10 protein-coding genes are annotated in these 12,757 nt (G+C 67.6%); 7 read left to right on the top strand and 3 right to left on the bottom strand.

The window, feature by feature from the left end; all coding sequences use genetic code 11:
* Positions 1-44: 44 nt before the first annotated feature.
* The gene (locus tag V4U86_RS13400; protein ID WP_395311679.1) at positions 45-1,394 is read right to left on the bottom strand and encodes a cryptochrome/photolyase family protein; all 1,350 of its coding nucleotides are present in this window, start codon (positions 1,392-1,394) and stop codon (positions 45-47) included.
* Between the two features lie 142 nt (positions 1,395-1,536).
* Here V4U86_RS13400 and V4U86_RS13395 point away from each other — a divergent pair, with 142 nt between their 5' ends.
* On the top strand, positions 1,537-3,222 hold the full coding sequence (locus V4U86_RS13395; RefSeq protein ID WP_395311678.1) for a DUF222 domain-containing protein: 1,686 nt from the start codon (positions 1,537-1,539) through the stop codon (positions 3,220-3,222).
* On the opposite strand, the gene V4U86_RS13390 is transcribed toward V4U86_RS13395, so the two are convergent.
* Together V4U86_RS13390 and V4U86_RS13385 are read right to left on the bottom strand one after the other, a co-directional pair.
* Entirely contained in the window at positions 3,203-4,237 is a 1,035-nt protein-coding gene (locus V4U86_RS13390; RefSeq protein WP_395311677.1) for a nitronate monooxygenase, read from the bottom strand. The two genes, V4U86_RS13395 and V4U86_RS13390, sit on opposite strands and share 20 nt — an antisense overlap.
* Before the next feature lie 117 nt (positions 4,238-4,354).
* Positions 4,355-5,047: a cutinase family protein gene (locus V4U86_RS13385; RefSeq protein WP_395312033.1), complete on the bottom strand. Its 693-nt coding sequence runs from the start codon at positions 5,045-5,047 to the stop codon at positions 4,355-4,357.
* A gap of 264 nt (positions 5,048-5,311) precedes the next feature.
* Between V4U86_RS13385 and V4U86_RS13380 the strand changes: the two genes are divergently transcribed.
* The 6 genes from V4U86_RS13380 to V4U86_RS13355 all read left to right on the top strand — a co-directional run bounded on the left by V4U86_RS13380 (position 5,312) and on the right by V4U86_RS13355 (position 12,756).
* The gene (locus V4U86_RS13380; protein WP_395311676.1) at positions 5,312-7,000 is read left to right on the top strand and encodes a nitric oxide reductase activation protein NorD; all 1,689 of its coding nucleotides are present in this window, start codon (positions 5,312-5,314) and stop codon (positions 6,998-7,000) included.
* 78 nt (positions 7,001-7,078) lie between these two features.
* Positions 7,079-7,900 (top strand): CbbQ/NirQ/NorQ/GpvN family protein, encoded by an 822-nt coding sequence (locus tag V4U86_RS13375; RefSeq protein WP_395311675.1) that lies wholly within the window; start codon positions 7,079-7,081, stop codon positions 7,898-7,900.
* Between the two features lie 105 nt (positions 7,901-8,005).
* Positions 8,006-9,127: an ABC transporter substrate-binding protein gene (locus V4U86_RS13370; RefSeq protein WP_395311674.1), complete on the top strand. Its 1,122-nt coding sequence runs from the start codon at positions 8,006-8,008 to the stop codon at positions 9,125-9,127.
* Positions 9,124-10,272 carry a spirocyclase AveC family protein gene (locus V4U86_RS13365; RefSeq protein WP_395311673.1) on the top strand — a complete coding sequence of 383 codons (1,149 nt, stop codon included), beginning with the start codon at positions 9,124-9,126 and terminating at the stop codon, positions 10,270-10,272. Before V4U86_RS13370 ends, V4U86_RS13365 begins: the two co-directional genes overlap by 4 nt.
* Entirely contained in the window at positions 10,269-11,279 is a 1,011-nt protein-coding gene (locus V4U86_RS13360; protein ID WP_395311672.1) for an SDR family oxidoreductase, read from the top strand. The genes V4U86_RS13365 and V4U86_RS13360 overlap by 4 nt, the downstream gene beginning before the upstream one ends.
* The gene (locus tag V4U86_RS13355; protein WP_395311671.1) at positions 11,272-12,756 is read left to right on the top strand and encodes an aldehyde dehydrogenase family protein; all 1,485 of its coding nucleotides are present in this window, start codon (positions 11,272-11,274) and stop codon (positions 12,754-12,756) included. Before V4U86_RS13360 ends, V4U86_RS13355 begins: the two co-directional genes overlap by 8 nt.
* The last annotated feature ends 1 nt before the right edge of the window (position 12,757 follow it).

Genomic DNA, 12,757 nt, shown 5'->3' with positions numbered 1-12,757 from the left:
CACCGCGACAGAATCAGCCTGAGTCACGCCGCGACCGAAACAACCTAGGGGTTGCTCATCGCCCGATACCGACGCAACGCCTCGGTGCGTTCCTGCGCATGGTCGACGATCGGTTCCGGATAGCCCTTCGGACGCGGCCCCTTCTTCAGGTGCGGATCGTCGGCGTCGGCGAGTTCGGGAACCCAGCGCCGCACGTAATCGCCTGCGGGATCGAACTTCTGGCCCTGGGCGGTGGGGTTGAACACCCGGAAGTACGGTGCGGCATCGGTCCCGCTGCCGGCACACCACTGCCAGCCGTGCTGATTGTTGGCCATGTCCCCGTCGACGAGTTGCTCCAGGAACCACCGCGCTCCCCACTGCCACGGCAGGTGCAGATCCTTGACCAGGAACGAGGCGGCGACCATCCGGACCCGGTTGTGCATGAAACCCGTCTGCGCGAGTTGCCGCATGCCGGCGTCCACGATGGGGAAGCCGGTCTGGCCGCGCTGCCACGCCCCGAACAGCTTGTCCGCATCGGCGCCACTGTCGGTTTCGATGGCGTCGAAGTCGGGGTTCCAGTTCCACCATGCGCTGCGCGGCCAATGGTTGAGCACATCGGCGTAGAAGTCGCGGAAGGCGAGCTCGCGCAGGTAGGCGGCATCGCCCTTGCGTCGGGTCGCAAGATCGGCGGCCATCGTGCGTGGGTGAATGGTGCCGAACTTCAGCGGGCCCGACATCCGGCTGGTGCCGGGGAGGTCGGGCCGGTTCCGGTCCTCGTTGTAGGTGTCCAGATCGTGCTCGACAAAATGCTGCCACTGCCGCCGGGCGGCGGTCTCACCGGCGGTGACGTCCATCTCGGCGGCCGGGTCGGGGATCGGCGCAGGCCGCAGCGATCGGTGTGTCAGGTCTGCGGGGTCAAGCCAGGTCGCCGATTTCACCGACGACGTCGCCGGGGCGCGCCAGCCGTGTTCCTGCCAGCGGCGAAAGAATGGCGTGAACACCTTGTAGGGACTGTCGTCGTCCTTGACGACGCGCCCGGGGGAGACCAGGTAGGGGGAGCCGGTCGCCACCAGCGGGATGTCGCCGAGCGCGTGGGCGACCCGTTCGTCGCGCCGGCGTCCGTACGGGGTGAAGTCCGCCGAGACGTGTACCGCATCCGCGCCGATTGTCTTGGCGATCAGCGGGATTCGGTTCTCGGCTGCACCCCGGACCACCAGCAGCCGACCGTCGAGCTGTCGCTGTAGATCGCGCAGACTGTCGCCGAGGAACTGCAGCCGACGAGGACCTGCGGACGCCACCAACTGCGGATCCAGGACGAAGCAGGCGAGCACGTCGGCGTCGCCCTCCGCCGCTGCCAGCAGGGCCGGCAGATCGGTCAACCGGAGATCGCGACGGAACCACAGCACACTCGGCATTCGTCCATTCTGCCTTGCCAGTCAAAGTACCCCTTGTACGCTTGGAATGGGTTGCTGTCCAGTATGTTTCGAGATCTGTGGATGGATCGGAGGTTGTGGATAGCCCCGTCTGCACGTCGGTGGCCGTCGATAGAATTCGAACATGGTTGCGAACGCGGTGTCGGATCGGGAGGCCATCATCACGGCCTTCGATGCCTATGACGCCGCCTGCGAGCAGCTGGCCGGATTGGACTTCACTCGGCTGACGCCGGCAGAGCTGTTCGAGCTGCAGAGCCGCCGCGAACACCGGTGCCGCACCACCGCGGTGGTCGATCACCGGATCCTGGCGGTCCTGCAGACGCAGGCCACTCCGAAGGACATCGGTGCCCGCACCTGGTCGCAGATCCTGATCACCCGGATGCAGATCTCCCAGGCTGAGGCGAGCCGGCGCCTATCCGATGCCCAGAATCTCGGCCCGCGCTACGGCATGGACGGTGAGCTGTTGGAGCCGGCGTTGTCGGCGTGTGCGGCCGCGCTTGCCGCGGGTGCCATCAACGATGGTCACGTCAAGGAGATCCGCTCCGCGCTATCGCAGGCAGCCAAGTATCAAGGACCGTCTGAGAACGCCGACTTGGAACGGATCTTGGTTCGCGCGGCTGCGGGAATCACGCCGCATGTCCTGCGTGAGGTCGCCGACCACGCCCTGCAATTGCTGAATCAGGATGGGGACGGGCCCGATCCGGCCGCGCACAAACGCGGGATCAGAATCGGCCGACAAGATCCCGACGGGCTGACCTACATCTCGGGCTGGCTCGATGCCGAGCCGACCGCCTACCTCAAGACCCTCGAACAGGTGTGGGCCGCACCCGGAATCAACAACCCGGACGACGCCGAGCCGGTCAACAACCCGGTACCCAACCCGCTGCTCGACGAGGACGGCCCGCCCGCCCCGGCACCGGAACCGGAACCGTCCGAGCCGGACTCACCGCCCGCGGCAGAGGAACCCGGCTCGTATCCGGCCGAAGACGACTATCCCGGCGCCAGCGTGCTGGCCGAGTTGACCGATCTCCCTCCGGAACCCTTCGCCGAACGCCGCGCCGAGTTGGATGCCGACGACCCACCCGACCGCGATGCCGCCGACGCTGACGCGGCTGGGCGCCGGGCCGAGTTCGACGCCGCTTGCGGTCGCGAGCTTGCCGATACGGCAGCGGCCCGCGACACCCGCACCAAACCACAACGCCTCCATGACGCGTTCAAGGCCGTGCTACGCAACACGATGATGTCCGGACAACTCGGCCGACACGCCGGGCTACCGGTCACCGTCGTCGTGTCCACCACCCTGGCCGGACTGCAGAACGCCGCCGGGCTGGCGCACACCTCGGCCGGGACCATGATGCCGATGCGCGACCTCATTCGGTTGGCCGCCCACGCCCATCATTACCTGCTGGTCTATCGCGAGCACACCGCGGAACCGCTCTATCTGGCCCGCTCCAAACGGCTGGCGTCCAGCGCGCAACGGCTGGTGATGATCTCCCGCGACCGGGGCTGCACCATGCCCGGCTGCCCGGTCGCCGGCGGCGACTGCCAGGGTATGCACGCCGAACAGGACTGCGAAGCCGGCGGACACACCGATATCACCGGCCTCGGGCTGGGCTGCGGCTGGGACAACCGGCTGGCCTATGAGACCGGCTGGGACACCAGCATCGGCGAAGACGGCCGCGTGCACTGGCACCCACCGCCACTGCTGGATGTCGGACAGCCCACGCTCAACTACTTCCACCACCCCGAAGAGCTGCTCGGCGCGTCCGACAAGGATCCCCGTCCCGGGTTCACCCCGCCAGGGACGTGAGGATTGCGGCCGTCGATTCGTCGCGGGCGTGGCGGTAACCCGTACCGGCCCACAGGTGCACCAGATCTGCTTCGCCGGCGGCCGCCGCGGCCTTGCGCAACGGGCTCGTCAGATGGTGCAGCGCCGGATAGCCCAGCGGAGCGATGCCCTCGTAGCGGTCGATGAAGCTGTTGCGCAGACCGCGTGCGGGGCGGCCGGTGAACGCGCGAGTCAGCACGGTTTCGGTGCGTGCCGGATCGATCAGGGCCGCCTTGTGGGTGGCTGAGGCGGCGCTCTCGTCGGCGCGCAGCAGGACGGTGCCGACAGCGGCCGCGATCGCACCGGCGTCCAAGACCCCGGCGACCGCCTCAGCCGTCGCCAGTCCGCCCGCCGCGATGACCGGGAGACCTACCTCGGCCCCGATCCGCGCGACGAGATCAGTGATCGGCACCGCTTCCGGTAGTCGGTCGGGGCTGAACGTTCCGGAGTGCCCGCCGGCCACATGGGCCTGGACGACCAGGATGTCCGCGCCGGCCTCGGCGGCGGCCCGGGCTTCCGGCACGGCGGTGACCGTCTGGGCCACGATCGTCCCGGCCTTGCGCAGGGCGGCGATGACGTTGCGAGGAGGCAGGCCGAAGGTGAAGCTGACGACAGGGACCGGGTCGGCCAGCAGTACGTCGATCTTGTCGCCGAATGCGTCATCCTCGTCGACCGGGTCGGCGGGAAGGGTGAGCCCGAACCGGTCTGCCTCGGGCCGCAAAGCGTCGGCGTAGGCGCGGTAGTCGGCGGTCGTGACCGGGACCGGGTTGGGTACGAACACGTTGACGCCGAACGGGATCGAGGCCTCCCGGACCGTGCCGATCTCGGTCCCCAGGCCCTGCGGGGTCTTGTATCCGGCGGCCAGGAAGCCCATGGCTCCGGCCTGGGCGGCCCCGATGACCATCGCCGGTGTGGTGGCGCCGCCGGCCATCGGTGCCGCCAGCACCGGCAGGCTCAGTCCGAGTCCGGTCAGTGCGGACCTCTTCGGTGACGTCATGGTGCTCCTCGCTGTCCGGGCGGTCGTCGTCCTTCGGTGAAACGATTGTGGCCGTCCGGTCATCCCCGGGGGTAGGACGGGCTGCCTCCCTCACAGGAGGCCTGGCCTCCCAGCCGCCTACATCAATCTGCTGACGGCGAACGCGGCCGCCTGCTCCACCATTCCGTTGACGCCGTACTGCTGGTGCGGAACGCTCGATCCGGAGGGGGCCGCCCCGGAACAGACCGTGTCGCCGGGCGCGCAGAACTCGAGCGACTTACCGAGGTAGGCCGGGCCGACATCGATGGCCGCCGCACCGTACTTCTCCGCGGACCAGCCCGCCGGGGTCCCGAACAACACCACCGCCGCCACATTGTCGGCGACGTCGGCGGGCAACGGCAGCGGAGCGGCAGCGGGGGCGATTCCGGCCGGCACCACCCCGGAGGTGGCCAGCGCCGTCACCACGGCTCCCTGCGAGTACCCGCCCAGCACCAGTTGGGTGCTCGGGCACACCGAGGCCACCCCCTGGACATGACTCGATTCGTCTCGCACACCCTCGACGACGTTCATCTTGAACATCGCGCCGCCGGTGAAGTCGGCACTGGCCGGATAGTTGACGCCGTGCACGCCCACTGTGCGCGGAAACGCCTGTGCTCGTAGAGAATCGACGAATCTCTGACCGACGCCGCCGACCCCGGGCGGCTCGGCGGTTCCCCGCGCGAAGACGACGCCGATGTCAGGGCACGATTGCGATCCGGCCGCCGGAACGATGACCGGCAGCGCCGCCACGGCCAACCCGGTCGCGACGAAGATCCGGCCCACGATTCGCATACCAACGGTCACTGATTCCCCCCGATATCCCGCTTGAACTATGGCAGAGCCAGGGGCTGTCGGCGGCGTTTCTCCCCGTCGAAACGCCGGCCCGGACACCTGACCCGCGACCGTTCATCGCGCTACCCCCGAAGGGTGTTACACGGCCGACCGACACGACGCGCCCGGCCTGATCATTGACGGGACGATCGCCCGAACCCTACGGTGGAACAGATATTTGGTTTCCGCCCAAGGGTCGTTTCGTCACGAGGGAAGTGGGACGGCATGACAGTTGACGCTGTGCCGAAACCAGAGGCCGGGCTGGACATGCTGGCCTCGGTGCTCGCGGGCCGCGCACTGACGGTCCGCGTGAGCGACCCGGGGGAGCCGGCCTGGTCGGACGGCCAGCTGATCCGGGTCGACGCGGCACTCCCACCCGCACAACGCCTGGCCAGTGTCGCGGTGCAGGCCTCGATGATCGGGGCGGGCAGCCTGCACCCCGACATCGTGCGCAAACTGGTCCGTCATCCCAAACTGGCGCGGCGATATCTTGCGGTGGAGGCCCACCGGGCGCTGGCCGCCAACGCCTACCTACTGCCGGAATCGTTGCGCAGCCTGATCGACACCGGCATCGCAACCCGTACCGGGTGTGCCGCGGACAGTTTGGAGATCGCCGGCGGCAAGGGTGTGCTGAGTGATCCGCCGGCGGTCTTCGGCGTCATCCGTGCCAAAGAACTGCTGGCGGCCGCCCGCCGCGCCGCCGATACCGTGGAACACGGCAAACCCGGCCACGTGCCGCGCCGGCCCGCCAAAGCCGACCTCGAGGAACTCGACGACGGCGAGGTCGACGACACCGATGATCCGGACCTGTTCGTCAGCCCCGTCGGCGGGGGAGGGGCCATCGGCAAGTGGCTCAAGAAGCTGCTGTCCGCGGCCCGCAAGTCCGGGGGCAACAGCGGCGGGCCGCCCGGCGCCGATTCGCCGACGCACCGCACCAACACCGCGAACCGCGGGGCGGCGGCGGTCTCCTCGACGGCGTCGATCTCCGGTGAACAGGTCATCGACGTCACACCGGGCGGATTCAGCTATCCCGAATGGGATCTCGCGCACAAGCGGTACCGGCCGGACTGGTGCACGGTTCACGAGGTCGAGGCAACGCTGAAACCCGAAGCAGCCCAGCAGATCAGCGACTCCATCGGAGTCCGCAGACCGCTGGCCCGCCTCGGTATGGGGTTGGACCGCCGGCACCGGCAGGCCCAGGGCGACGATATCGATGTCGACGCCGCCGTCGAGGCCCGCGTCGAGGTGATGGCCGGATCCGTTCCTGATGAAGCGGTCTACATCGACAGCCTCCGGTACCGCAGGGACCTGTCGGTGCTGCTGCTCCTGGACGTGTCGGGTTCGGCGGCCGAGCCGGGCAGCCTCGGCCGGACGGTGCACGAGCAGCAGCGCGAAGTGGCCGAGGCGCTCACCGTCGCGCTGCACGACCTCGGCGACCGGGTCGCGTTGTACGGCTACTACTCACAGGGACGCGACTCGGTGAACATGGTGCCCGTCAAGAGGTTCGACGACCATCTCGACACCGTGGTGATCAGGCGGCTGAACAGCCTGGAGCCGGGGGCCTACTCCCGGCTCGGCGCGGCCATCCGCCACGGCTCGGCGACGCTGGAGACGCATGGCGGGACCTCGCGGCGGCTCCTGGTGGTGCTGTCCGACGGACTCGCCTATGACCACGGTTACGAACGTGACTACGGGGCTGCGGATGCCCGCCGGGCACTGACCGAGGCACGACGGCGCGGCATCGGCTGCGTATGCCTGACCGTCGGGGCCACCACCGACGCGAACGAGCTCCGCAGGGTATTCGGCAGCACCGCTCATGCCGCGATCGGCCGGCCGGATCAACTCACCACTGTGGTGGGGCCGCTGTTCCGGTCGGCGATCCGGTCCGGCGAGGCCCGGCGGCGGGTGTCCTGATCCACCTCAGTAGTTGTCCCAGAAAGGAAATGCAATGTCAGTTGAGTCCCAACATGGAGGTCTGCCCTAATGCCCGCGGTGTCCGAAGTCGACTTCACCAGCCACGGAACGACTCCCGAGCCCGAACGCCCGTACTACGAGGCGGTCGGTAACGAGGAGACAGTCTTCAAGGCGGCATATCGGCAGGGGCTGTCGCTCGTCCTCAAGGGGCCGACCGGCTGCGGCAAGACGCGCTTCGTCGAGGCGATGGCGCACGACCTGAACCGGCCGCTGATCACCGTGGCCTGCCATGACGATCTCACCACCGCCGATCTGGTCGGCCGCTATCTGCTGCGCGGTGGCGAAACGGAGTGGGTCGACGGTCCGCTGACGCGCGCGGTTCGCGAGGGCGCGATCTGCTACCTCGATGAGGTCGTCGAGGCCCGCCAGGACACCACCGTCGTCCTGCATCCGCTGGCCGACCACCGGCGCCAACTCCCGATCGAGCGTCTCGGCGTGACCCTGGACGCGGCACCCGGGTTCGGTCTCGTCGTGTCGTACAACCCCGGCTACCAGAGCGTCCTCAAGGACTTGAAGGACTCCACCCGGCAGCGAATGGTGGCAATCGAGTTCGGCTATCCGACTCCGGAGACCGAGGTGGGCATCGTCGCGCATGAGGCCGGGGTCGATCGCAACGTGGCCGCCGAACTGGTGAAGTTCGGGCAGGCGATCCGCCGACTGGAGACCGGCGGACTGCGCGAGGTCGCGTCGACCCGGGTGCTGATCGCCGCCGGACGGCTGGTCGCCGAGGGGTTGTCCCTGCCCGAAGCCGCCCAGGCCGCCATCGCCGGCCCGCTCACCGATGACGCGACGGTCGGTCGCGGACTCACCGAAATGATCCAGGTCTATTTGGCCACATAGCGTGCTGGGCGAGCATTGACGCTGCTGGGCCACCCCGCTACTGTCTGAACAAATATTAGGTTTTGTACGGGACGGGTTGTTCTGAACGCTCCAGAGGAGGTCAGGTTGTCGTACGAAAGCACCGCCGAGCCGATCAAGGTCGGCTATCTGATGGACTTCAAGCTCCCGCCGGGATTCCCGGAGGAGCTGCTGGCGTCCTTCACCCGGACCTTTGATCTGGTGTTCGAAGAGGCGGTAGAGCAGGGACTGATGGACCGCCCGGTACAGATGATCTACCGCGAGGTGGAGGGACTACCGAAGGGATCGGTCAAGGCGGTCATCGATGCCTACGGAGAACTGGTCGACGAGGGCTGCCTGGTGGTGTTCGGACCGAACATCACCGACAACTGCGTGCCACTGCGCGAGGCCATCGAGGAACGCTTCAAGGTCCCCGCCATCAGCGTCACCGGTACCGACGACTGGCTGGGAGAGTGGACGTTCGCCTTCCCGCAGGGCTCGATGACCGATGAACCGATCTTCCTGATCGATCTGGTGGCCAAACGCGGCCTCAAAGAGATCGGCGTCCTCGCCGAGCAGAGCCTGATCGGCGAGAGCTACCTACGCAATCTGCGAAGTGCCGCTGCCCGCAAGGGGATTCGCATCGTCGCCGAAGCGGTGATCGCCCAGACCGCACAGGACATCAATGCCGCCGTTGCCAGCCTGCACGAAGCGAAGGCCGAGGCGATCGTGCACCTCGGGTTCGGGTTCGGGATCGTGTTCATCAATCCGGCGTTGCAGGCGGTCGACTGGGATCCGCCGCGCTTCACCACGACCGCGTTCCAGAACGCGTGGGTCAACCCGATCATGTGGAATGCGTTCCTCGGCTGGGTCGGCGTCGATCAGTACGACGAAGGAAACCCGGTCGGGCAGGCCTGGCTGGACCGGTACGCCGCACGCTACGACGGCAGCCGTCCCGAGTATTGCGTGACGGTCGTCAACCACGATGTCGCCGCCACCCTGGTACGCGCGTTCACCGACGCGCATCCGCTGAGTCCGCGTGGCGTCAAGGAGGCCCTCGAGCGCGTCAAGATGATGCCGGCGGCCTCCGGTGCGCCCGGCACCCGGGTGTCGCTGGGGAAGTGGACGCGCCGGGCCTGGATGGGGTCGGGCTATCTGGTGGCCCGCACGCTGGACGCCGACGGCATCAATTCCCACCTGGTCGATCGCTTCGGACAGGAAGCACGATGACTGTCAGTAAACCGACCGCCGAAGAATCCGCCCTGCCGACGACCGGACAAGACAACCCCACCCGCACCGGGCCCAACTGGGGACGCTGGGCCGGAGCCCTGGCGCTGATCTCCCTCTTCAGCCTCTTCGTCGCGTTCGCGCGCACCGAGGTCCACCCGCGGGTCGCCAACCCGAATGTCGAGGGCAGGCCGCGACCGGTCGAGTTCCTCTTCGGCTGGGACGGCTGGTTGTGGGTGCACCAGATCGGCTGTGTCATCCTGCTGGTCGTCCTGGTGGTGATCTTCGTCCGCGGGTGGCGCCGCGATCCGGGCAGCCCGATCATGCTGATGTTCCTGTGCACCACGCTGATCGTGTGGCAGGACCCGATCATGAACTGGGCGCCGTTCGCGGTCTACAACCCCGAACTACTGCACTGGCCGGAGAACTGGCCGCTGATCATGCTGTCCCCGACGGTCGAGCCGTTCATCGTGTTCGGCTACGTCGCCTTCTATTTCGCCCCGTTCTTCCCGGCGATCTGGATCCTGCGCAAGTGGCAGGCCAAGTACGGTCCCACCGCCTTCGTATCGCGCCACCCCTTGATCAGCCTGGGATCGATCACACTGGTCATCGGCTTCATCTTCGACGCAATCCTTGAGGTCAGCCTGGTTCGCACCGGGCTGTACATCTACTCACAGGCCATCCCGTTCGGAACGCTGTTCCCGGGCACCACCTTTCAGTTCCCCCTCATTTGGGAGTCGCTGGCGGTGACCTTCGTGATGGTGCCGGCCGCGGTGCTGTGTTACCGCGACGACACCGGTAAGTCGGTTGCCGAGAAGCTGGCCTCCAAGGCACGGCTGTTCCCGACCAAGCCGGCCCTGGGCACCTTCCTGGTGATGTTCGCGATCATCAACGTCGCCTATTTCGCGTACGGATCCTGGTTCGCCGCCATCAAGGCCAGCGGATTCGCCACGGCGGTGGCCTGTCCGTGGCCCTACCCGGAAGCCAAAGTGTATGACCCGCAGGGCTATTACGAACGAGAGGGTGCGCAGGGCCCGTTCTCGGTGGGGAAGTGGGCCACCTGGCCGAGCGGTCTGCCCAACGGACGCCCCGATGTCGAACCGCCCCCGCCCGGTGAAGGAGCCTGCGCGACGGAGGACACCCAGTGAGCGATAGCCGTAGCGTCGTGATCACCGGGGCCTCCCGGGGTCTGGGACTGGCCTCCGCAGCTCATCTGTACAAACACGGTTGGCAGGTTGTGGCGGCCATGCGCAACCCCGAGCGCGGGATGGCCGCGCTGCAGGAAGCCACCGGCGCCGCCGACGACGACGAGCGCCTGATCGGGGTCCAGCTCGATCTCGGTGACCGCGGTTCGATCGCCACCGCCGCCAAGGCCATCGAGGCGGCCGTAGGTGCGCCGTACGCGTTGGTACACAACGCGGGAATCTCCGCCGCCGGCATGGTCGAGGAGGCTCCCGTGGAGCTCTGGGAGAGCATGTTCCAGACCCATATTCTCGGTCCGGTGGCACTGACCCAGGCGCTGCTGCCGGGAATGCGGGCCGCCGGGCGGGGGCGCATCGTCATGGTATCCAGCCAGGGCGGAGTGCGTGGCCAGCCGGCCATCGCGGCGTACTCGGCGTCCAAGGGGGCGCTGGAGCGCTGGGCCGAATCCATGGCCGGGGAGATCGCCGCGTTCGGCATCGGGGTCACGGTGTTGGTCACCGGCACCTTCGACACCGACATCATCACCGACGCGGGAACGATCGACAACCGGGATCTCCACGGCCCCTACGCCCGTCACCACCGCACCATGGACAAACGGGGCCGGGCCGCCATGAAGAAGCTGGCCAACCCGCCGGAGAAGTTCGCCCGCGGCCTGGCCCGCGCGCTGGAGGACACCGCGCCCTACCGGCGCCAGCCGATCGGACCGGACGCCCGGATGCTGGTGGTGTCGAGCCGGTTGCTGCCCGCAGCCGCCATGCACCAGATGAGCCGGCTGGCGATGGGGCTACCGCGGACCGGGGCGCTGCGGCCCGGCACGGCCGACCTGACCGCGAGCCAGCGCGCCATGATCAAGGCCGCGCAGATCCTGCCGGAACCGGTCATGACCCGGATCGCCATGCTGGCCATGCGCTTTGCGCCCAAACACGAGGAACAGAAGGGGAGCGATGCCTGACACGATCAAGGTCCACTTCGAGTCCAGAATGCTGATCGACGGGAAACTCGTCGACGGCGAAGCCGGATCGTTCACCAACATCAACCCCGCCACCGAGGAAGTCCTCGGAGAGTGCACCGATGCCTCCAGCGCGGATATGCACCGCGCCATCGACGCCGCCCGACGCGCATTCGATGACACCACCTGGTCCCGGGACCGCGCGTTCCGGGCCCGCTGCCTGGAGCAGCTGCACGGGGCCATCGAGAGCGAAATCGACCAGCTGCGTGAGGAACTCATCCTGGAGGTGGGCTGCCCACGCGCGGTCACCCACGGACCGCAACTGGATGCGCCGTTCGCCGAAGGACTGAAGTATCCGGCCAAGCTGATCGAGTCCTATCCGTGGGAAACCGATCTGGGGGATTCCTTCGTCGCGCTCACCGGCCGGATGACCCGGCGAAAGGTGTGGCGTGAACCGGTCGGGGTCGTCGGCGCCATCGTGCCGTGGAACTTCCCGTTCGAGATCGCGATCAACAAACTCGGTCAGGCCCTGGCGACCGGCAACACGGTGGTGATGAAACCCGCGCCGCTGACCCCGTTCAACGCGACCCGGTTGGGCCGGCTGATCGCCGAGAAGACCGACATCCCGGCCGGAGTCGTCAACATCGTCACCGCCTCCGACCATTTCGTCGGTGAAGAACTGACCCTGTCACCGAAGGTCGACCTGATCTCGTTCACCGGGTCCACGGCGGTCGGCAAGCGGATCATGGAGAAGGGCGCCGCGACGATGAAGCGGCTGTTCCTGGAACTGGGCGGGAAGTCGGCGACCATCGTGCTCGAGGACGCCGACTTCAACACCGCGTGCCTGATCGGCATCGGACCGCTCATGCATGCCGGGCAAGGCTGCGCGGCCCCGACCCGGTTACTGCTGCCGCGATCCCGCTACGACGAGGGGGTGGCGATCCTGAAGACGATCTACGAGAACATCGCCGCCGGGGATCCGCAGGACCCCGGAACACTCTGCGGGCCGGTCATTTCGGACAAGCAGCGCTCCCGCATCCAGGGCTACATCCGCACAGGTGTCGACGAAGGCGCCACCCTGTTGGTGGGCGGACCCGAACAACCCGAGGGCTTCGACAAGGGGTTCTGGGTCAAACCCACCCTGTTCATCGATGTCGACAACTCCTCGACCATCGCCCAGGAAGAAATCTTCGGTCCCGTGCTGGCGGTAACTCCGTACGAGGACGAGGACGATGCCGTGCGGATCGCCAACGACAGCGTCTACGGACTGGCGGGCAATGTGATGTCGGGGTCGCTGGAGCGGTCCCTGGCGGTCGCCAGTCGGTTGCGTGCCGGGTTCATCGGGCTCAACGGTGCCGCAGGTTACGGTGCCGACGTGCCGTTCGGCGGCTACAAGTCCAGCGGTGTGGGGCGCCAGAACGGCACCGTCGGCTTCGACCAGTACACCGAAGTGAAGTCCGTTGCCTATCCGGTCGACTGAA

The sequence above is a fragment of the Mycobacterium sp. AMU20-3851 genome (genome assembly GCF_043974665.1).
GTDB lineage: Bacteria > Actinomycetota > Actinomycetes > Mycobacteriales > Mycobacteriaceae > Mycobacterium.
Note: the sequence above shows the minus strand (reverse complement) of the source record. Positions and strands in the feature narration are given on the sequence as shown.